16 protein-coding genes, 1 tRNA gene and 1 pseudogene are annotated in these 19,700 nt (G+C 74.0%); 14 read left to right on the forward strand and 4 right to left on the reverse strand.

Annotated features, from left to right (window positions below):
• Positions 1–96 precede the first annotated feature (96 nt).
• Both ACFV6D_RS29335 and ACFV6D_RS29340 read right to left on the reverse strand, forming a co-directional pair.
• Positions 97–2,148, reverse strand: a complete 2,052-nt coding sequence (locus ACFV6D_RS29335) for an FAD/NAD(P)-binding protein (RefSeq protein WP_380561739.1) — start codon at positions 2,146–2,148, stop codon at positions 97–99.
• The gene (locus ACFV6D_RS29340; protein ID WP_380561741.1) at positions 2,145–3,128 is read right to left on the reverse strand and encodes an amino acid ABC transporter permease; all 984 of its coding nucleotides are present in this window, start codon (positions 3,126–3,128) and stop codon (positions 2,145–2,147) included. The genes ACFV6D_RS29335 and ACFV6D_RS29340 overlap by 4 nt, the downstream gene beginning before the upstream one ends.
• Before the next feature lie 664 nt (positions 3,129–3,792).
• Here ACFV6D_RS29340 and ACFV6D_RS29345 point away from each other — a divergent pair.
• From ACFV6D_RS29345 to ACFV6D_RS29380, 8 genes are all read left to right on the forward strand, one after another.
• On the forward strand, positions 3,793–4,953 hold the full coding sequence (locus ACFV6D_RS29345; protein WP_380561742.1) for an LLM class flavin-dependent oxidoreductase: 1,161 nt from the start codon (positions 3,793–3,795) through the stop codon (positions 4,951–4,953).
• On the forward strand, positions 4,950–5,462 hold the full coding sequence (locus ACFV6D_RS29350) for a GNAT family N-acetyltransferase (protein WP_380561744.1): 513 nt from the start codon (positions 4,950–4,952) through the stop codon (positions 5,460–5,462). The genes ACFV6D_RS29345 and ACFV6D_RS29350 overlap by 4 nt, the downstream gene beginning before the upstream one ends.
• 10 nt (positions 5,463–5,472) lie before the next feature.
• Entirely contained in the window at positions 5,473–6,423 is a 951-nt protein-coding gene (locus ACFV6D_RS29355) for an ABC transporter substrate-binding protein (RefSeq protein WP_380561746.1), read from the forward strand.
• A gap of 28 nt (positions 6,424–6,451) precedes the next feature.
• Positions 6,452–7,543, forward strand: a complete 1,092-nt coding sequence (locus ACFV6D_RS29360; RefSeq protein ID WP_380561748.1) for an amino acid ABC transporter permease — start codon at positions 6,452–6,454, stop codon at positions 7,541–7,543.
• On the forward strand, positions 7,540–8,331 hold the full coding sequence (locus ACFV6D_RS29365; RefSeq protein ID WP_350879624.1) for an amino acid ABC transporter ATP-binding protein: 792 nt from the start codon (positions 7,540–7,542) through the stop codon (positions 8,329–8,331). Before ACFV6D_RS29360 ends, ACFV6D_RS29365 begins: the two co-directional genes overlap by 4 nt.
• A gap of 77 nt (positions 8,332–8,408) precedes the next feature.
• On the forward strand, positions 8,409–9,392 hold the full coding sequence (locus ACFV6D_RS29370) for an ABC transporter substrate-binding protein (protein WP_380561750.1): 984 nt from the start codon (positions 8,409–8,411) through the stop codon (positions 9,390–9,392).
• 98 nt (positions 9,393–9,490) lie between these two features.
• The gene (locus tag ACFV6D_RS29375) at positions 9,491–10,699 is read left to right on the forward strand and encodes a serine/threonine-protein kinase (protein ID WP_363371862.1); all 1,209 of its coding nucleotides are present in this window, start codon (positions 9,491–9,493) and stop codon (positions 10,697–10,699) included.
• A gap of 207 nt (positions 10,700–10,906) precedes the next feature.
• The gene (locus ACFV6D_RS29380; protein WP_380561751.1) at positions 10,907–11,758 is read left to right on the forward strand and encodes a fumarylacetoacetate hydrolase family protein; all 852 of its coding nucleotides are present in this window, start codon (positions 10,907–10,909) and stop codon (positions 11,756–11,758) included.
• A 51-nt stretch (positions 11,759–11,809) separates the two neighbouring features.
• On the opposite strand, the gene ACFV6D_RS29385 is transcribed toward ACFV6D_RS29380, so the two are convergent.
• Positions 11,810–12,565: a TetR/AcrR family transcriptional regulator gene (locus tag ACFV6D_RS29385; protein ID WP_380336772.1), complete on the reverse strand. Its 756-nt coding sequence runs from the start codon at positions 12,563–12,565 to the stop codon at positions 11,810–11,812.
• A gap of 162 nt (positions 12,566–12,727) precedes the next feature.
• On the opposite strand from ACFV6D_RS29385, the gene ACFV6D_RS29390 reads away from it, so the two are divergent.
• From ACFV6D_RS29390 to ACFV6D_RS29405, 4 genes are all read left to right on the forward strand, one after another.
• Positions 12,728–14,434, forward strand: coding sequence for a DUF885 domain-containing protein (locus ACFV6D_RS29390; RefSeq protein ID WP_063347822.1), 1,707 nt, complete (start codon positions 12,728–12,730; stop codon positions 14,432–14,434).
• Positions 14,435–14,613: 179 nt separating this feature from the next.
• Positions 14,614–16,140 carry an MFS transporter gene (locus ACFV6D_RS29395; protein WP_380561753.1) on the forward strand — a complete coding sequence of 509 codons (1,527 nt, stop codon included), beginning with the start codon at positions 14,614–14,616 and terminating at the stop codon, positions 16,138–16,140.
• A gap of 81 nt (positions 16,141–16,221) precedes the next feature.
• Complete coding sequence (locus ACFV6D_RS29400; RefSeq protein ID WP_380336769.1) at positions 16,222–17,139, forward strand: carbohydrate kinase family protein; 918 nt, start codon at positions 16,222–16,224, stop codon at positions 17,137–17,139.
• 116 nt (positions 17,140–17,255) lie between these two features.
• On the forward strand, positions 17,256–18,296 hold the full coding sequence (locus tag ACFV6D_RS29405) for a trypsin-like serine protease (RefSeq protein ID WP_380561755.1): 1,041 nt from the start codon (positions 17,256–17,258) through the stop codon (positions 18,294–18,296).
• 109 nt (positions 18,297–18,405) lie between these two features.
• Here ACFV6D_RS29405 and ACFV6D_RS29410 read toward each other — a convergent pair.
• Positions 18,406–18,477: transfer RNA gene (locus ACFV6D_RS29410), tRNA-Arg, on the reverse strand.
• 197 nt (positions 18,478–18,674) lie between these two features.
• Here ACFV6D_RS29410 and ACFV6D_RS29415 point away from each other — a divergent pair.
• Together ACFV6D_RS29415 and ACFV6D_RS29420 are read left to right on the forward strand one after the other, a co-directional pair.
• Positions 18,675–19,094: a PleD family two-component system response regulator gene (locus ACFV6D_RS29415; RefSeq protein ID WP_063347820.1), complete on the forward strand. Its 420-nt coding sequence runs from the start codon at positions 18,675–18,677 to the stop codon at positions 19,092–19,094.
• A gap of 84 nt (positions 19,095–19,178) precedes the next feature.
• Positions 19,179–19,700: pseudogene (locus ACFV6D_RS29420) on the forward strand (arginine--tRNA ligase); the annotation flags it as partial.

Genomic DNA, 19,700 nt, shown 5'->3' on the forward strand with positions numbered 1-19,700 from the left:
GGGCCCATCCTTCCATCCGGGTACGGACGGGGGGAGGGGGGTCGAACGGGTCTTCGGGCCCCGAACCTGCGACCGGGCCGCTCCCGGGGCCCGCCGTCAGGCCCCCCTCGTCCGGCCGGAGGGCGGGCGCGGCGGTGGCGGGGTGCGCTGACCGCACGGCGGAGCAGGGGCGGCGACCGCCGACCGCGCGGCGAGGCGGGTGCCTTGGCGGCGGCGGGCGGGCGGGGGATCGACGACGGGCGCCGGGGCGGCGGCCGGGAGCGCGGCCAGTGCCCGCAGCAGCGCGCGGGCGGCGGCGTCGTTCTGCCGGAATCCCGGGGAGTCGGTGCGGGGCCGGGCGAAGGCGGCGGCGGCGCGCAGGCTGGTGTGCGGGCCGAGTGCGGTGCGCCGCGGGTGCGGGGCGCCGCCCAGGGCCGGGTCGAGCAGTCGGCTGTCGCCGGAGGCGATGGTGACCAGGCCGGAGCGGTGGGTGTACTCCTCGTCGGCGACCACCTCCTCCACGAGCCGCCCGGCGCGGTGCAGTTCGCGCAGCACCGGGTCGAGGGTGCGGGTCAGCTGGTGCTTGGGCAGGTACGCCTCGACCAGGGCGGTGGCGGTGATGCGGTGGCCCGGCACGGTGTCGCCGCCGGCCCGCCAGGTGCCGGTGGCCTCGTCCCGTTCGACCCGGACGCCCGCGCCCAGGAAGTGCACGATCCCGGCCTCGGACAGGGCGAGCAGCTGGCGCAGCCGGAAGCCGGGCGGGCCGGAGGCGAGGTAGCTGAAGTAGCCGAAGAACCACCCGTCCACCTCTTCGGCGACCGAGCGGGCGGTGAGCCGGCCGGTCGCGAGGATGCGCGGGAGCTGGCCGAACAGCGAGAGCAGGGCGAGGAAGGCGCCGAGGTCGGCGCTGTGCGCGGGGTCGGCGCGGCGGTCGGCGTCGGCGGTGACGTAGGCGCGCAGGTGCTGCTGGAGTTCCTCGGCGGAGCCGAGTTCGAGGCCGGCCAGCGGGTGGTCGAGTCGTTCGAAGTCGATCCGGTCGGCCGGGTCGGGTACCGCCTCGGCGACCAGGGCGGCCAGGTCGGGGGAGTACCAGTCGTGCCGGTCGAACCGGGCCAGGAACTCCGGCCAGGGCAGCGCGGTGCGCTCGGGGTGGGCGTGGAACAGCTCGTGGTAGTGCCCGAAGGCGGTCTCCTTGGCCATCAACGGCCAGAAGTCGCGCCGGAGTTCGAGCGGCCCGCCGGTCGCGAGGACGGCGTCCACGGCGGCTGCGTCGAAGTACCGGGGGAGCGGGGCGGGCGGCCCCTGGAGTCGGTAGTCGGTCTTGGAGTGGTACGGGACGCCGCGCCGGGAGCCGAGGTGCAGCACCGGTTCGCGGCCGGACGGGCGGTAGCGCAGCCCGTCCCCGGTGGGCTCGAAGCGGCCGCCGCGCCCTTCGGTGAGCAGGGCGACCAGGTCGACGGAGGCCAGGCCGAGGCCGCGCAGCACGACGTGCTCGCCGGGGGCGATGCCGTCCAGGTCGGCGTCGGCGGAGTAGGCGGGCGGGAGGTGGAAGCGGCCGTGCCGGGCGGCGAAGTCGGCGTCGGCGGCGTACCGGGGGTGCGGGGTGGAGTCGAGGTGGCCGAGGGTGAGGGCGACGTGGTCGGCGGTGAGCGTCCGGCCGGTGAGGTGGACGGTCTGCGGGCCGTCGGGCGGGCCGTCGATCCGCCGGACGGTGTCCCGGTGCACGGTGACCGTGACGTGCGGCGGCAGGTCGGCGACGGCGCGGCGGAACGCCCAGTTCAGGTAGGCGCTATGGGCCCGGCGGGTGGGGAAGTCGGTGGGCGCGAGGGTGTCCAGTTCGGCCCGGACGGCCGGGTCGGCGACCTCCCGGTAGGGCGCGAACTCCCGCCGCCGGAGCGCCCATTGGGCCAGCGAGGGGCCCGGGCGGACCGGCCCGTCGATGGTCGAGCGCTCGTCGGTGAACATGGTGACGTCCTCGGCCATCGAGTTCATCCGCAGCAGCGGGGACTGGTCGTGGCGCCAGATCCGGCCCGCGCCGGGCGGGTGCGGGTCGACCAGGTGGACGTGCAACGGGCGTTCGGCGGGCAGGAGTTCGGCCGCGTTGGCGGCGATCCGTTCCAGCAGCCCGGTGCCCCGCGGGCCCGCGCCGACGATCACGAGGGTGTTCATGCCGCCACCTCGCGCAGCCGTCGCAGGGCGGCCCGGGTCCGCTGGAGCGGGGTGGGCGGTAGGCCGTCCCGGGTGGCGCCCTTGGCGTAGTGGCGCTCGACGTAGTACTGGCCGACGGACAGCAGGGTGGTGACCACCAGGTACCAGATGGTGGCGACCACCAGCATCGGGATGACCCGGTACGACTGCAGGTAGACCAGCTGTACCGAGTAGAGCAGGTCGGAGACGGCCAGCACGCTGACGATGCTGGTGCCCTTGAGCGCGCTGATCAGCATGTTCCCGGCGGTCGGCACGATCGAGCGCATCGCCTGCGGGACGACGATCCGGCGCAGCACCCGCCACCGACCGAGGCCGAGCGCCGAGGCGGCCTCCAACTGGCCGCGGTCGACGGACAGGATGCCGCCGCGGATCACCTCGGCGGCGTACGCGGTCTCCAGCAGGGTGAGGCCGATGACGGCGGTGAGGGTGGGGCCGATCAGGTTGACGGTCTTGACGGTGACGAACTCGGGGCCGAACGGGATGCCGAGGCCGAGGGTCGGGTAGAGCGCGCCGATGTTGAAGAAGAACAGCAGCTGCACCAGCGGCGGGGTGGAGCGGAAGATCCAGATGTAGCCCCAACTCAGGGTGCGCAGCACCGGGTTGCCGGACATCCGCATGACGGCGAGGCCGGTGCCGAGGACGAAGCCGAGGGCGAGGGTGACGGCGGTGAGCCAGAGGGTCAGGGTGAGGCCGTTGAGCACCGACCCGGCGGTGAACCAGTCGGCGACCACGTCCCACTGGAAGGCCTTGTTGCGCACCACGGAGTTGACGGCCATCGCGGTCAGCAGCAGCGCGATCCCGGCGCAGGCCCACTGCCCGGGTCGGCGGCGGGCGACGATCCGGGCGCCGGGGTCGGGCGGTGGGCCGGGGAGGTCGGGGGCTGAGGTGGAAGCGGGGGTGGGCGTGGAGCGGGCGGGGAGGAGGTCCTGCGGGCTGGCCATGGCGGCGGCTCCTGGCGGAGGTGCGGGCGGGCGGGAGGTACGGGTGTGGTCACGTACGGCCGTCGCACCGGCCCGTGTCCCTCAACACGGCCGGCGCTGTGCACTGCACTCCGCCGTGATCGTACGCATGCGCGATCGACGGCTGTCAAGGGTGGTCCGGGCCCTGGCCGGGGCCCGGCGCGGACCGGTCGCAGGGCGACAGGAGATCGCAACAGAGCGGCAATGATGGGTGGTTGACGGACCACTTGGCGGGCTGTTCAACTTGAGGCCATGTACGCCGAGCAGCCCCTGGTCACCCGCGACCACATCGACTTCGGTCGGGTGTGGTCCGCGGCGTGTTGCGGCTGACCCGGCAGCGGGCCGCCCGTCCGGCCCTCTGATCTCCCGCGGGGAGCCCTCCCTCGGTCTGCCCCGCCGCGGGCCGGGACCAGCCGTCCGCAGCTGACGGCGTCCCAGGCGCACGCTGCCGTCCGACGACCGCGCACTGAACTCCGGCAGTACTCCCTCGTCCACGCCTGCCTCCCACCTCCTCCCGCCGCGCGAGCGCCGACCCCACCGTCGGCGCGGCCGCCGCGCACCCGTGTTCACGGCCGCCCCGCCCCGGCCGGCTCCGGCCTGCCCACCCGCAGTCCACCGGACTCCGCTCACCCCGAAAGGTTCCGCCATGCCCGTCGAATTCCTCGGTATCGCCGCCACCGGCGACGGCTCGGAGACCACCCCCCGCTCCACCGCCGCCTTCGACCGCGACTACACCCTGCGGCTGGCCCGGGCCCACGAGGACCACGGCTGGGACCGGGTGCTCTTCGCGTACGGCGCCGGCTCCCCGGAACCCGCGGCCGCGGCGGCCTTCCTCGCCTCGCACCTGGACCGGCTGCAGATCCTGCTGGCGCACCGGCCGAACGTCTCCTACCCGACCTTCGCCGCCAAGACCTTCGCGACCCTGGACCAGATCAGCGACGGGCGGCTGACCGTCCACTTCATCACCGGCGGCAGCGACCACGAGCAGCAGCGCGAGGGCGACTTCCTGTCCAAGGACGAGCGCTACGAGCGCACCCGCGAGTACATCGGCATCGTCAAGAAGGCGTGGACCAGCCGGGAGCCCTTCGACCACGAGGGCGCCCACTACCGCTTCAACGACTTCGTCTCCGACGTCTTCCCCGTCCAGCAGCCGCGCCCCGGGGTCTCCTTCGGCGGCTCCTCGGACGCCGCCTACGCGGCCGGCGGCGCCGAGGCGGACGTCTACTGCCTGTGGGGCGAGCCGCTGGCCCGCACCGCCGAGCAGATCGAGCGGGTGAAGGAGGCGGCCCGGGCCGCCGGGCGCACCGACGTGCCGCGGATCCAGGTGGCGTTCCGGCCGATCATCGCGCCGACCGAGGAACTGGCCTGGGAGAAGGCGCACCGGACGGTGGCCGCGATCAAGGCCCGCCGGGAGTCCGGGGATCTCGTCCGCCGGGGCCGCCCGCTCGGCGCCGCAGCGCCCGAAAACACTGGTTCCCAGCGGCTGATCGAGATCGCCGAGGCCGGCGAGCGCTACGACCGCGCGCTGTGGACCCCGACCGCCGCGGCCACCGGCGGGGCCGGCAACTCCAACGCCCTGGTCGGCACCCCGGAGACGGTCGCCGAGGCGCTGCTCGACTACTACGACCTCGGCGTGGACATCCTCTCCGCCCGCGGCTACCACCTGCTCGACGACGCGATCGACTTCGGCCGCCACGTCATCCCGATCGTCCGCGAGGAGGTCGCCAAGCGCGACGCCGCCAAGGCCGCGGCGGTAGCCGAGCGCGCCGAGCGGGACCGGCACCAGCTGATCGCGGTGCAGGCGTGAGCGCTCCGGACCGGGAGGCGGGCCCGGCGGCCGGGTTCCGCCGGGTCACCATCGACGACCCGCTGGTCGAGCCGCTGCTACGCGAGCTCACCCACGAGTACGTCAGCCGCTACGGCCCCGAGGCGCGCCAGGAGATGACCCGCTACCCCCGGGACGCCTTCGCCGAGCCGCACGGCGTCCTGCTGCTCCTGCTGGAGGACGGCGAGCCCGTCGCCGGCGGCGCGTACAAGCGGTACGACGCGCGCACCGCCGAGCTGAAGCGGATGTGGACGCACTCCGCGCACCGTCGCCGCGGCCTGGCCCGCCGGGTGCTGGCCGAGCTGGAGCGGACGGCGGCCGCCGCCGGCTACGCCCGGATCTACCTCACCACCGGTCCGCGCCAGCCCGAGGCCAGGGGCCTCTACCTGGCGTCCGGCTACACCCCGCTGTTCGACGTCGCCGCCGACCCCCTGACGATCGGCCCGCTCCCGTTCGAGAAGCACCTGCCGGTGCTGGCTCCGACCCCCTGAAAGGCCCCCCGTGAGAAGCACCACCGTCCGCCGCCGCCTGCTCGCGGCCACCGCCCTGCTGCCGGTGCTGGCGCTGGCCGCGTGCGGCCCGGACCCGAAGATCGCGGGCCCGGCGGGGGCGAGCGGGCCCGCCGCCACCGCCGTCTCCCAGGACGTCGTCTCGGGCCTCGCGAAGTCGGACGCCGCCGCCGCGCTGCTGCCCGAGGAGGTCCGCAAGGCCGGCGCGCTGACCTTCGGCGCGTCCTTCGGCTCGCCGCCCACCGCCTTCTACGCCGACCAGGCCACCAAGAAGCCGGCCGGGATCGACGTGGACTTCACCGATGCGGTGGCCAGGCTGCTCGGGCTGACCGTGCAGCGCCAGGAGGCCGCCTTCGAGACCATCCTGCCCGCCCTGGACAGCGGCAAGTTCGACGTCGGCACCGGCAACTTCGGGGTCACCACGGCCCGGTTGAAGACCATCGACTTCGTCACCTACATCGACGACGGCCAGGGCTTCGCGGTCCGCAAGGACAACCAGGCCGTCCAGCCGGTCACCGACCTGCTCCAGCTCTGCGGGCTGACCATCGGCACCGGCGCCGGCACCACCTTCGAGACCACGCTGAACGCGAAGCGCACCGCCTGCGCCGACGCCGGGAAGAAGCCGTACGAGGTCAGGGCGTTCAGCGACCCGGGGGCCGTGCTCACCGGCCTCCAGCAGGGCCGGGTCGACGTCCTGATGTCCACCATCAACGGCCTGCGCTACCAGGCCGCGCAGGAGGCCTCCGGGACGCGCTTCCTCGGCGAGTTCCATCGGCTGGACGTCGGCTTCGCGTTCAAGAAGGGCTCGAAGCTCACCCCGGCCTTCCAGGCGGCGGTCAACCAGCTGATCAAGGACGGGACGTACGAGCGGATCCTCAGGAAGTGGGGGGTCGCCGAATCGGCGATCAAGGAGTCCCTGATCAGCCCGCCCGAACACCAGTGATCCCCGGGTCTGCCGAAGGAGCCTCCCGATGACCGCCAGCACCACCGCGACGTCCCAAGCCCAGGCCCAAGCCCAAGCCCAGGCCCCGGTCCCGGTCCGGGCCGAGCGGGCACCGGCGACCGGACCCGATCCCGGTCCGGGCTCCGGCCCCCGCCTGGACCTCGACGAACTGGCCGCTCTGCGGGCCGTCCCCGCCCGGCACCCCTGGCGCTGGGGGATCGGGGTCGCCGCCCTCGTCGTGCTCGCCCAGTTCGCCCACGGCCTGGCCACCAACCCCGGCTGGGACTGGGCGACCTTCCGGCTCTACTTCACCGCCGACACGATCGTCCAGGCGGTCGGCCGCACCCTCGAACTCACCGTCTACGGCACCGGGCTGGGCTTCCTGCTGGGCGCCGTGGTGGCCGCGATGCGGCTGTCCCGCAGCGCGATCCTCCAGTCCATCGCCTGGGCGTACGTGTGGGTGTTCCGCTCGATCCCGCTGATCGTCCAGCTGGTGTTCTGGTTCAACCTGTCGTACCTCTACAAGCGGTTCGGGATCGGCATCCCGTTCGGCCCGACCTTCGGGGACTTCGAGACGGTCGGCGTGCTGAGCGCGCTCGGCGCCGCCGTGCTCGGCCTCGGGCTGCACCAGGCCGCGTTCGCCGCCGAGATCATCCGCGGCGGCGTCATCGCGGTGGACGTCGGCCAGCGGGAGGCCGCCACCGCGCTCGGCATCCCGCGCTGGCGCCAGAGCTGGCGGATCGTGCTGCCGCAGGCGATGCGCGGCATCCTGCCGGCCGCCGCCAACGAGGTGATCTCGCTGCTCAAGGGCACCTCGGTGGTCTACGTGATGGCCATCGGCGAGCTCTTCTACCAGGCCCAGGTGGTCTACGGCCGGACCGGCCGGGTGGTGCCGCTGCTGATGGTCGCCACCGTCTGGTACGTGCTGCTGACCACGGTGCTGTCCATCGGCCAGTACTACGTCGAGCGCTACTTCGCCCGCGGCGCGCAGCGCACCCCGCCGCCCACCCCGCTCCAGCGCGCCCGGGCCTTCGTCCGGAGCCTGCCCGCCCGCACGCCGACCACCCGCACGCCGACCACCCGCGCAGCGACCGCCCGCACCACCGGAGGACGTCGATGACCACGCTCACCAGGACCGAACCGGCGGCCGCACCGATGGTGCAGGTCCGCGGCCTGCACAAGAGCTTCGGGCCACTGGAGGTGCTGCGCGGCGTCGACCTGGACGTCCCGGCCGGCTCGGTCACCGTGGTGCTCGGCCCGTCCGGCTCCGGCAAGTCCACGCTGCTGCGCGCGATCAACCACCTGGAGAAGCTCGACGGCGGCTACGTCGCCATCGACGGCGAGCTGATCGGCTACCGGCGCTCCGGCGACCGGCTGTACGAGCTCAAGGAGCGCGAGGTGCTGCGCCAGCGCACCCACATCGGCTTCGTGTTCCAGAACTTCAACCTGTTCCCGCACCTCACCGTGCTGGAGAACCTGGTCGAGGCGCCGATCGCCGCGCTGCGCCGCCCCCGGGCCGAGGCCAGGGCGACGGCGTTGGCGCTGCTGGAGCGGGTCGGGCTGGCGGACAAGGCCGCCGCGTACCCCCGGCAGCTCTCCGGCGGCCAGCAGCAGCGGGTGGCGATCGCCCGGGCGCTGGCCCTGGAGCCGAAGGTGCTGCTGTTCGACGAGCCCACCTCGGCGCTCGACCCGGAGCTGGTCGGCGAGGTGCTGGACGTCATCAAGGACCTCGCCCGGACCGGCACCACCATGATCGTGGTCACCCACGAGATCGGCTTCGCCCGCGAGGTCGCCGACACCGTCGTCTTCATGGACGGCGGCGTGGTGGTCGAGCAGGGCCCGCCGGCCGAAGTCCTGGACCGCCCCCGGCACGAACGCACCCGGGCCTTCCTCGCCAAGGTGCTCTGAGCCGAGGTGCTCTGAACCGAGGGCCTCCAGCCCTTCCCGCCGCACCGAAACCCCCTTCACCGAGCAGGAGTTCCGCCATGCCCCTACCCCGTCGCGCCCTCGTGACCGCCGCCGCCGCGCTCGCCGCCGCCCTCGCCCTGACCGCCTGCGGCGGCGCGTCCTCGGGAGCCACGGCGGAACTCGCCCCGGCCAAGGGCAGCACCGCGCCGAACGGCGCCGTGGTGAACCTGACGGCCGACCAGAACCGGGTGACCACGGCCAAGGTCGACGCGATCGCGGCGCTCGTCCCGGAGGAGATCAGGAGGAGAGGGACCCTGGCCGTCGTCGACTCCCTCGGCACCACCCCGCCGCTGGACTTCTACGCCAACGACGACAGGACCATCATCGGCGTCGAGCCGGACATCGCCGCCCTGGTCGGCAACGTGCTCGGCCTCAAGGTCGAGTTCAACCCGGTCTCCTGGGAGAACATCTTCGTCGGCCTGGACAGCGGCAAGTACGACGTCGGCCTCTCCAACATCACCGTCACCGAGGCGCGCAAGGAGAAGTACGACTTCGCCACCTACCGGCTGGACGTCCTCGGTTTCGAGGCCAGGAAGGGCAGTGGTCTCAAGGTCACCGGCGCCAAGGACCTGGCGGGCAGGTCGGTGGGCGTCTCCTCCGGCACCAACCAGGAGAAGCTGCTGATCTCCTGGAGCGAGGAGAACACCAGGAACGGCCTCAAGCCGATCGACATCAAGTACTTCCAGGGCGCCGAGTTCTACCTGGCGCTCTCCTCCGGCCGGATCGACGCCTACGTCGGCCCCAATCCCAACCTGGCCTTCCACGTCGCGCAGACCGGCGAGACCGAGATCGTCGGCACCTACTCGGGCGGCGGCGCGGACGTCCTCGGCAAGATCGCCGCGACCACCCGCAAGGGCAGCGGGCTGGTCCAGGCGCTCAACGGGGCGCTGAACGAGGTGATCAGGAACGGCAGTTACGGTCAGGTGCTCAAGCGCTGGGGCCTGGACAACGAGGCGGTGCCGACCTCCGAGGTCAACCCGCCCGGGCTGCCCAAGCCGTAGGGCCCGTCCGTTCACCCGTTCGCCGCCCCCCGCCGCTATGGTGACCCCTCCGATCCGACGGCGAACACCGCCCGGACACGGCGGACTTGGGGGAGGACATGCAGCAGGGGGAGGTGCTCGACGGCCGGTACCGGCTGGACGAGTGGCTGGGCAGGGGCGGCTTCGGGGTGGTCTGGAAGGCGACCGACCAGCGGCTCGACCGCGAGGTCGCGGTCAAGCTGCTGCTGGCGGAGCACGCCGCCGACCGGGAGGCCGTCGGGCGGTTCGTCCGCGAGGCCCGTACGGCCGGCGGCCTCTCCAATCCGCACATCGTGACCGTGTACGACTACGGCCTGGTCGCGACCGCCACCGGGGGGACCCACTACCTGGTGCTGGAACTGGTCCGCGGCCGGGCCCTGTCCGACATCCTCAAGGACGGTGTCCCGGACCAGGAGGCCGCGCTGAAGTGGATGCGCCAGGTCTGCAAGGCGCTGGACGCCGCGCACCGCTCGGGCGTCGTCCACCGCGACATCAAGCCCGAGAACGTGATGGTCGACGCGGGCGGCAAGGCCAAGGTGCTGGACTTCGGCATCGCCCGGTTGCTCACCCAGTCCGCGGTGCTCACCTCCACCGGCAGCGTGGTCGGCACCGTCCCGTACCTGGCGCCCGAGTGCTGGTCCGGCGCCGCCGTGGACGGCCGGGCCGACCTCTACGCGCTCGGCGTCATGCTGTACGAACTCTGCACCGGGCGGCGCCCGTTCCGTGCCTCCTCGGCCGCCGAGTACATGTACAAGCACCTGGAGGAGACCCCGCCCCGGGTGCGCAGCACCGATCCGGCGCTGGCCGACCTGGTCGCCGGGCTGCTCGCCAAACGGCCCGCGGACCGGCCGGCCACCGCCGCCGAGGTGCTGGAACGGCTGCGCCGGATCCGGCCCGGGGTGCTCCGCCCGGACGACCCCAGCCCGGAGCAGCTGCGCCGCCGGGCCGACCAGGCCTGGCTACGCGGCGCGCAGGGCGCCCCCGGGGAGGCCGTCGAGATGCTCACCGCGCTCATCCCCGACCTCGCCCGGATCTGTGGCCCGGCCGACCCGCGCACCCTGCGCACCTGCCACGACCTGGCCCTGTGGCTGGCCCAGGACGGCAGCCCGGGCGCCGCCGTCGCGCTGCTGCGCGAGCTGGCCGCGGAGCCGGCCGCCGAACCGGACGTCCGGGCCGACGCGCTGCGCGACCTCGACCGCTGGCACCGGGAGGCCGCCCGGAGCGGGCCGGGCCGGCCGCGGGCGCTGAGCCTGGCCGGCCTGCTCGGCGGCGGTCCGCAGGGCGGCTGAGGGCCCTCGGCGCCGTACGGGCGGGAGGCTGTCAACCGTGCGGGCCGCTGATTCGGCGTCTGCGGCGACTGTGGGAATTGAGAGGAATCCGCCCACCGGGACGGTCTGGTTCACGGCCGGTGGCGTTGATATACCTCGTTGCCAGAGTCGGGTGCGGTGTCTTCGGCCGCCCCGGTGAGCTGCGACGAAAAGGCTGGTGACGGATCGATGAAGCTCCTCCGCGTCGGACCCCCGGGCGCCGAGCGCCCGGTCGTGCTGGGCCAGGACGGCATCGGGTACGACCTCTCCGGGCGTGCCCGGGACATTGACGGGGCCTTCCTGGCCGGGCTGGACGCCGCCGCCCTGGCGCGGGACGTGGCCGCCGGGGTGCTGCCCCGGGTGGACCTCGCCGGGCAGCGGGTGGGCGCGCCGGTCGCCCGCCCGGGCAAGGTGGTCGGCATCGGGCTCAACTACCGCGACCACGCCGCCGAGGCCGGGGTCGCGCCCCCGGACGAGCCGGTGATCTTCCTCAAGCCGAGCTGCACCGTGGTCGGCCCGTACGACGAGGTGCTGGTGCCGCGTGGCGGCGAGAAGACCGACTACGAGGCCGAGCTGGCCGTCGTGATCGGCCGTACCGCCCGCTACCTGGCCGGGCACGAGGAGGCCGCGGCGGTGATCGCCGGCTACACGATCGCCAACGACGTCACCGAACGGGCCTTCCAGTTCGAGCGCGGCGGCCAGTGGGACAAGGGCAAGTCGGCGGAGACCTTCACCCCGCTGGGGCCCTGGCTGGTCACCGCGGACGAGGTGGCCGACCCGCAGCAGCTGCCGCTGCGGCTGTGGGTCAACGGCGGGCTGCGGCAGGACGGCAACACCGGCAAGATGATCTTCCCGGTGCTCGAACTGGTCCGTTACGTCAGCCAGTTCATGGTCCTGGAGCCGGGCGACGTGATCGTCACCGGCACCCCGGCCGGCGTCACCCTGGGCCACCCCGGCACGCCGTTCCTGGCCCCGGGCGACATCGTCGAGATCGAGATCGAGGGCCTCGGCCGCCAGCGGCAGGTGCTCGGCAAGGCGTAACGCCCTGCCGGCGCGGCACCGGCCGCCCCGACCCCGGGCACGGGGGTCGGGTCACCGGGCCGCCAGCACCTCGCGCAGCCGCTCGGCCCGCGACGCCTGCGGCCCCTCCAGCGCGAGCAGCACGGCCAGCACCTGCGCGGTCTGCGGGTCGTGCAGCGCGGTCGCCGCCGCCATCGCCGTGAACTGGTCCACCAGCCAGTCGCGCAGCTCGCCCACCGGCAGCGTGCGCCCCTCGTCCAGCCAGGTCAGCGACGCGCCCTCGACCACCGCGATCCACGAGCGCACCAGCAGCGTCAGCCGGGGCCCGGCCTCCCGCACGCCGAGGTGCCGCAGGGTCCGCTTGAGCGCCGCCCGCCGGACGTCGTCGACGATCGCCGAGGTGCGGGCCGTCTCCACCACCGAACCGCCGCGCAGCAACGCCGAGTAGCCGGCGTCGTGCTCGGCCACGAAGGCGAAGTAGCCGTCCAGGACGGCCGCCAGCTGCTCGGACGGGGTCCCGGCCAGCGGGACGGTGAAGCGGCTGGTCAGCTCGTCGGCAGCGCTGCGCAGCGCGGCCTCGTACAACTGCTGCTTGCCGCCCGCGAAGTAGCGGTAGACCAGCGGGCGGGAGGCCCCGGCGGCCTCGGCGACGTCGTCCAGGCCCACCTCCTCGGGCGGCCGGGCGGCGAACAGTTCCAGGGCGACCGCGATCAGCTGTTCGCGGCGCTGCTGCACCGGCAGCCGCCGGTAGCCGGTGCGGCGCGGGCGGGGGCCGGGTGCGGCCGGGGCGGGCACCTGGTCGGTTGCCGTGGCGGGGCGGGCTTCCATGGCGGTCAGCGTAATGGGCGTGGGCCCGATCGGATCCTGTCGCGCGCGGCGGTTTCCCGAACGTGTGTTTGCGTGGGCCCGCCCGGCGGCGGTCGGCCGGTGCATGTCACCGATCGCCCGGTAAAGGCTTGCAATCGGCCCCCGCCGCGCCATGATGTCCGAATGGTTGAAGAACTGATCACCTCCGACGCCACCACCCCGCGCCGCGTCGCCGACGGTTACGTCCGGGCCCTGGCCGAACTCGACCCGCTGACCGCGGTCTACCTGGGGTTCAGCCCCGAGGACGACCGGCTGCCCGACCTCTCGCCGGCCGGCGCCGAGGCGATCGCCGACCTCGGCCGCCGCACCCTGGCGGCCCTCGCCGAGGCCGAACGCTCCGACGCCGCGCAGGACGAGGCGGAGCGCCGCTGCGCCCGCCTGCTGCGCGAGCGGCTGACCGCCTCCCTCGCCGTCCACGAGGCCGGGGAGAACTTCCGCGCGGTGCGCAACCTCGGCTCCCCGGTGCACGAGGTCCGGGATGTCTTCACCCTGATGGGGACGGACACCGAGGCCGAGTGGCAGGTGGTCGGCCGCCGGCTGGCCCGCGTGCCGCTCGCGCTGGCGCAGTACCGGGAGACGCTGGCCGCCGGCATCGAGCGCGGCCTGCTGTCCGGCCCGCGCCAGGTGGCCACCGTGGTCGGGCAGCTCGGCGAGTGGCTGGAGGGGGACGTGCCCGGCGGCTGGTTCGGCGCGTTCGTCCAGGGCGCGCCGGAGGGCCTGCGCGCCGAGCTGTCCGGGCCCGCGCTGGCCGCCGGGGAGGCGCTGGCCGCCCTGCGCGACTGGCTGCGCGACGTCTACGGCCCGGCCGCCGCCGACACCTCCGACACCACCGGCCGCGAGCGCTACCGCCGCTTCGTCCGCTTCTGGACCGGCTCCGACCTGGACCTGGACGAGGCCTACGCATGGGCCTGGGGCGAGTTCCGCGACCTGCTCGCGCAGATGGAGGCCGAGGCCGAGAAGGTCCGCCCCGGCGCCGGCCCGATGGCGGCGATGAAGTGGCTGGAGGCGGACGGCCCGGCCGTGGAGGGCGCCGAGGCCACCCGGGTGTACCTCCAGGAGCTGATGGACCAGGCGGTCCGGGACCTCCAGGGCACCCACTTCGACCTGGCCGAGCCGATCACCCGGGTCGAGTCGAGGATCGCCCCGCCCGGCAGTGCGGCCGCGCCGTACTACAGCGCGCCCTCGCTGGACTTCAGCCGCCCCGGGCGGACCTGGCTGCCGGCGCTCGGCCGGGAGCGCTTCCCGGTCTGGGACCTGGTCTCCACCTGGTACCACGAGGGCGTCCCGGGCCACCACCTGCAGCTCGCGCAGTGGAACTACGTCGCGGACCGGCTCTCCACCTACCAGGTCAGTCTGGGCGGGGTGAGCGCCAACCTGGAGGGCTGGGCGCTGTACGCCGAGCGCCTGATGGACGAGCTCGGCTACCTCACCGACCCGGGCCACCGCCTCGGCTACCTCAACGCGCAGATGATGCGTGCGCTGCGGGTGATCGTCGACATCGGCATGCACGCGGGCCTGGACTTCCCGGCCGACTCCCCGTACCTGCCGGGCGAGCCGGTCAGCCCGGAGGCGGCCCGGGAGTTCTTCGGCCGGTACTGCGGCCTGACCCCCGACTACCTGGACAGCGAGCTGGTCCGCTACCTGGGCATGCCCGGCCAGGCGATCGGCTACAAGCTGGGCGAGCGCGCCTGGCTGCGCGGCCGGGCGGCGGCGCGGGCGGCGCACGAGGCGCGCGGCGAGGAGTTCGACCTCAAGGCCTGGCACATGGCGGCGCTCTCGCAGGGCTCGCTGGGGCTGGACGACCTGGTCGAGGAGCTGTCCGCACTGTAGGTCGGCCGCCGGCCCCGGGCCTCGTCCGCGAGTCCCGGGGCCGCTGGTCCTTTGGCCCGAAAAGGTCGATTTGGTGAGGTTTTTCCTTGCCATCCGTCCGTGCGGGAGCTTCGCTTGAAGGCGACTGCGTGACTTCCCCGACTGCGTGACCCCTCCGTACCCCTCCGGAAGGCTGACCAGTGTCTGCGCGAACCGCCACCGGTCATGAGAACGCGGACAGCCGCCGCTGGTGGGCGCTGGCGGTCATCGCCGTCGCCCAGCTCATGATCGTCCTCGACGTCACCATCGTGAACATCGCGCTGCCGTCGGCCCAGCGGGACCTGGGCATCTCCGACGCCGACCGGCAATGGGTGATCACCGCCTACACGCTCGCCTTCGGCGGCCTGCTGCTGCTCGGCGGACGGCTGGGCGACCTCTTCGGCCGCAAACGCGTCTTCACCGTCGGCCTGCTGGGTTTCGCCGCCGCCTCCGCCCTCGGCGGCTCGGCGGACGGCCCGGCCATGCTCTTCGGCGCCCGCGCCCTCCAGGGCGGGTTCAGCGCCCTGCTCGCCCCCTCGGCCCTGGGGCTGCTCTCCACCACCTTCACGGACCCCAGGGAGCGCAGTACGGCCTTCGGCGTCTTCGGCGCGATCGCCGCCGGCGGCTCCGCACTCGGCCTGATCCTGGGCGGGCTGCTGACCGAGTACCTGGACTGGCGCTGGTGCCTGTTCGTCAACGTCCCGATCGCCGCCGCCGCGGCCCTCGCGGCCACCTGCCTCCTGGAGCGCGACCACGCCGCCGGGGGGCGCCGGGTCCGGCTCGACCTGCCCGGCGCGCTGCTCGGCTGCGGCGGCCTGCTGGCGATCGTCTTCGGCACCTCCGAGGCCGTCACCCGGACCTGGGGCGACGGGCTGGTGCTCGGCTCGCTGGCCCTCGGCCTGGCGCTGCTCGCGGTGTTCGTCCTGGTCGAGAGGCGTACCGCGCACCCGCTGCTGCCGCTGCACATCGTCGCCGACCGCAACCGCGGCGGGGCCGCCCTCTCGGTCGGCCTGGCCATGATCGGCATGTTCGGCCTGTTCCTCTTCCTCACCTACTACCTCCAGGTCATCAAGCACTTCTCGCCGGTGCTGTCGGGCGTCTCCTTCCTGCCCATGACGGCCGCCATCGTGCTCAGCTCGACCGGCTTCGCGGCCCGGCTGATGACCAGGGTGCCGACCCGGAACCTGGTCTGCCCCGGGCTGCTGCTCGCCGCGGCCGGCATGGCCTGGCTGACCCGGATGACGGTGGACAGCCCGTGGGCCGGCACGGTGCTGCCCGCCGAACTGCTGCTCGGCTCCGGCATGGGCCTGGTCTTCATGCCGTCGATGAACCTGGCCACCCTCGGGGTCTCCCCGCGCGAGGCGGGCGCGGCCTCGGCCACCATCAACTCGGCCCAGCAGGTGGGTGGTTCGTTCGGCACGGCGCTGCTGAACACGGTCGCGGCCAGTGCCACCGCGTCGTTCCTGGCCACCCGGATCGCCTCGTCGCCGGCGGTGCGGGCCCAGGCCACGGTGCACGGCTACGTGGTCGCGAACTGGGTGTCGACGGGCGTCCTGCTGCTGGCCGCGCTGATCGCCTTCCGGGTGATCGACCACCGGCCGGCGCCCGCCGTGACGACCGTCGCCCCGGTCGAGGCGCAGGCGGGGGCCCACCCGGCCGTCCCGGCAGAGCCCCGACGAGAACCCTGAAATTTTCAGCAAGACCTTGCAGTCAACCTCCGGCGCCTGCTTGACTCCTGGCCACCGTCCAGGGACCGAGGAGGCGCCGTCGTGCTGCCCGAGTTCGACCTGCTCGTCGTCGGCGGCTCCGGCGTCGACACCATCGTCCGGGTGGACCGGCTGGAGGTCCCGCCCGGCGACTCGCTGTTCGTCGGACCCGTCCGCGACTACGTCGGCCACACCGGCAACGGCGTCGCCCTCGGCGCCCACCGCCTCGGCCTGCGCACCGCCTTCCTCGACTTCCTCGGCGACGACCCGCAGGGCGCCCTGGTCCGCGCCTCCTACGAGCACCACGGCCTGCACTTCGCGCACCTGGTGAGCCCGCACGGCACCCCGCGCGGGGTCAACCTGGTGGACGCCGCCGGCCGCCGGTTCTCCTTCTTCGACGGCCGCCACCCCGCCGACCTGCGGCTGCCGCCCGAGTTCTACCTGCCGTACGCGCGGCGCAGCCGGCACGTCCACCTCTCCATCACCGGCGTCAACCGGGACATGTACGCCGACCTCCACCGGCTCGGCCGCACCACCTCCACCGACCTGCACGACTGGGACGGCAGCAACCCGCACCACCGCGACTACGCGCTCGGCTCGGACCTGGTGTTCCTCTCGGTGGCCGGCTGCCGCGGCCGGCACGAGCAGGTGATGCGCGCGATCCTCGCCGAGGGCCGCGCCGGTGTCGTCACCGCCACCGCGGGCGCCGACGGCTGCTACCTGCTCACCCGGGACGACGACGAGGTGCGCCACCTGCCGGCCGTCGACCCGGGCCGCCCGGTGGTGGACACCAACGGCGCCGGGGACGCCTTCGTCGCGGGCTTCCTCGCCTCCTGGTTCCGGGGCCGCCCGCCGCTGGAGTGCGCCCGGGCCGGCTCGGTCGCCGGTGCCTTCACCTGCACCGTCGCCGGGACGCACACCGCCTTCATCGGGGCCGAGGAACTGGGGAGCGCGCTGGACCGCTTACGCGCCGACGGGTGAGCTTTTTCTCATGGATATCCCAGCCACCGGTAACGACCTTTCCAGGCTGAAGCGGCATAGTCGTTGATCGCACGCAGCCCCCGGGAAGCCGTCGATCACTGGCAGGAGAGACAGACATGGGTCAGCACAGCCGCCCGACGTCGCGCCGCCGCCGCAGCCTTCTGGGGCCGACCCTGTTCACCGCGCTCTCGGCGGTGGTGGTGGCCGCCGTGGTCACCGGCACGCACGGGCTGAGCCTGTCCGACGCGACGGCCGCCGGGAAGGCGGCCCGCAGCTCCCGGGCCGCCGTCGCGCCGGCCGCGACCGCGCCCGCGTCCGAGGCGCCCGCCGCACCCGCACCGGTCGACGCCCCCGCTCCGACCGACAGCCCCTCCGCCGCCCCGACGGACGGCCCGACGGACGGCCCGACCGGCAGTGCGGGCGCCGGCGCGAGCGCCGACCCGGGCAGCGCCCCGGCGGCCACCCCGACGCCCTCCGCGCCGGCCACCCCCGACACCCGCGGCGTCGTCCTCGGCACCACCGCCACCGCCGCCGCCACCCCCGAAGCGGCCACCGTGGGCGCGCTGTTCAGCGGCGCCGCGGCGGCCGGCAACCACTTCTGCACCGCCAGCGTGCTGCACAGTCCCGGCGGCAACCTGCTGCTGACCGCCGCGCACTGCCTCGGCAGCGCCGGCGGCGTCACCTTCGTCCCCGGCTACCGGGACGGCTCCGCCCCGTACGGCAGCTGGCAGGTCACCGCGGTCCACACCACCACCGGCTGGTCCCAGAAGGGCGACCAGGACGAGGACTTCGCCATCCTGGAGACGGCCCCGAACAACGGCCGCAACGTCGAGGACGTGGTCGGCGGCAACCGGCTCGGCGCCGACGAGCCCTTCGGCGCCACCGTCCGCCTCTACGGCTACCCCGGCGACGCCGAGGAGCCCATCCTGTGCACCAACACCACCGGCCGGCAGAGCACCTACCAGCGCGTCATCGACTGCCCCGCCTACCCGTCCGGCACCAGCGGCGGCCCCTGGATCAACGTCGCCACCGGCGACGTGGTCGGCGCCATCGGCGGCTACCAGCAGGGCGGCGACAGCGACGACGCGTCCTACAGCGCCTACTTCGACCACACCATCGCCGGGCTGGTCTCCCAGGTCGAGGGCACCTCGTCCTGAGCCCGGCCGGGCCCGCAGCGCGCGCCGCCGACCGGGCCCGGACATGACGAAGGCCCAGATCCGTGGATCAACTCCACTGATCTGGGCCTCAGTTGCACTTCTTGCGAAGTGCCCCCGGTAGGATTCGAACCTACGCACCCGCCTCCGGAGGGCGGTGCTCTATCCCCTGAGCTACGGGGGCCTGCTCGATGTCGTCGGCGTTTCGGCCTCCGACGTGAAGAACACTACCAGGCTCCGGGCGTGGTCCGTGCACGGGTTTGCGGCGGGGGAGCGGGAGCGGGTGCGGGGTGCGTCGGCGGCGGGCGGCGGGGGCGGTGGAAGTGCCCAAAGGCCGGACGGGGCGGCGGGGGCGCCGATACCCTCGGTGAGGTGTCGGGAGTGTCCGGGCGGGTCCTCGTGGTGGACGACAGCGAGGTGATCCGCCAGCTGATCAGGGTCAACCTGGAGCTTGAGGGCTTCGAGGTGGTGACCGCCGCCGACGGCGCCGAGTGCCTGGAGGTGGTCCGCCGGGTGAAGCCGGACGTGGTGACGCTGGACGTGATGATGCCGCGCCTGGACGGCCTGCGGACGGCGGCCCGGCTGCGCGCGACCCCGGGGACCAGCCGGCTGCCGATCGCGATCGTGAGCGCCTGCACCCCGGCCGATCTGGACCTGGGGGAGGCCGTCGGGGTGGACGGCTACCTCGGCAAGCCCTTCGACCCGGCCGATCTGGTGGCGCTGGTGCGGCGGCTGATGACCCTGGGCGGACAGCCGAGCGGGTTTCGCCCTGAGCGAACAGAGCGGACGGATCGAGGCTGACACCGCTGACGGGAGCGCCCGCGGGCGTCCCGACCGGCAAACCGGGTGGCGGGCGGGTACCCCGTCTCGCCTACGCTTGGCGTCGTGACACCCGCAGAGCTTTCCCAGGCAGTCCAGGCCGCAGTGAGCGCCGCCGTCGAGGCGGGCGAGCTGACCGTCGCCGTGCCCGAGCACGTGACGGTCGAGCGACCCAAGAACAGGGACCACGGCGACTACGCGATCAACGTGGCCCTCCAGCTCGCCAAGGCGGCCGGCCGCCCGCCGCGAGCCGTGGCGGAACTGCTGGCCGACCGCCTGCGAGGGATCACCGGCGTCGCCAAGGTCGACATCGCCGGGCCGGGCTTCCTGAACATCACCATGGACGCCGCGACCCAGGGCGCGCTGGCGCGCACCATCGTCGAGACGGGCGAGGCCTACGGGCGCAACGAGGCGCTCAAGGGCCTGAAGATCAACCTGGAGTTCGTCTCCGCCAACCCGACCGGCCCGATCCACATCGGCGGCGTCCGCTGGGCCGCCGGGGGGGGGTCGCTGGGGCCCGAGGGTGGGGGGCCGGGCCCCGCCCGAACCCCCGAGTTATCCAGTCACGAGGCCCGCGTGCCATGCGAC

It is taken from the genome of Kitasatospora sp. NPDC059812 (assembly GCF_042732075.1).
In the GTDB taxonomy this organism is placed as follows: Bacteria; Actinomycetota; Actinomycetes; order Streptomycetales; family Streptomycetaceae; genus Kitasatospora.

What these genes read in the sequence shown, in the direction of transcription:
- ACFV6D_RS29385 (WP_380336772.1), bottom strand. Translation starts at nt 12,565, where the DNA reads ATGGAAGCCCGCCCCGCCACGGCAACCGACCAGGTGCCCGCCCCGGCC.
- ACFV6D_RS29335 (WP_380561739.1), bottom strand. Translation starts at nt 2,148, where the DNA reads ATGAACACCCTCGTGATCGTCGGCGCGGGCCCGCGGGGCACCGGGCTG.
- ACFV6D_RS29405 (WP_380561755.1), top strand. Translation starts at nt 17,256, where the DNA reads ATGGGTCAGCACAGCCGCCCGACGTCGCGCCGCCGCCGCAGCCTTCTG.
- ACFV6D_RS29345 (WP_380561742.1), top strand. Translation starts at nt 3,793, where the DNA reads ATGCCCGTCGAATTCCTCGGTATCGCCGCCACCGGCGACGGCTCGGAG.
- ACFV6D_RS29380 (WP_380561751.1), top strand. Translation starts at nt 10,907, where the DNA reads ATGAAGCTCCTCCGCGTCGGACCCCCGGGCGCCGAGCGCCCGGTCGTG.
- ACFV6D_RS29375 (WP_363371862.1), top strand. Translation starts at nt 9,491, where the DNA reads ATGCAGCAGGGGGAGGTGCTCGACGGCCGGTACCGGCTGGACGAGTGG.
- ACFV6D_RS29390 (WP_063347822.1), top strand. Translation starts at nt 12,728, where the DNA reads ATGGTTGAAGAACTGATCACCTCCGACGCCACCACCCCGCGCCGCGTC.
- ACFV6D_RS29360 (WP_380561748.1), top strand. Translation starts at nt 6,452, where the DNA reads ATGACCGCCAGCACCACCGCGACGTCCCAAGCCCAGGCCCAAGCCCAA.
- ACFV6D_RS29370 (WP_380561750.1), top strand. Translation starts at nt 8,409, where the DNA reads ATGCCCCTACCCCGTCGCGCCCTCGTGACCGCCGCCGCCGCGCTCGCC.
- ACFV6D_RS29365 (WP_350879624.1), top strand. Translation starts at nt 7,540, where the DNA reads ATGACCACGCTCACCAGGACCGAACCGGCGGCCGCACCGATGGTGCAG.
- ACFV6D_RS29340 (WP_380561741.1), bottom strand. Translation starts at nt 3,128, where the DNA reads ATGGCCAGCCCGCAGGACCTCCTCCCCGCCCGCTCCACGCCCACCCCC.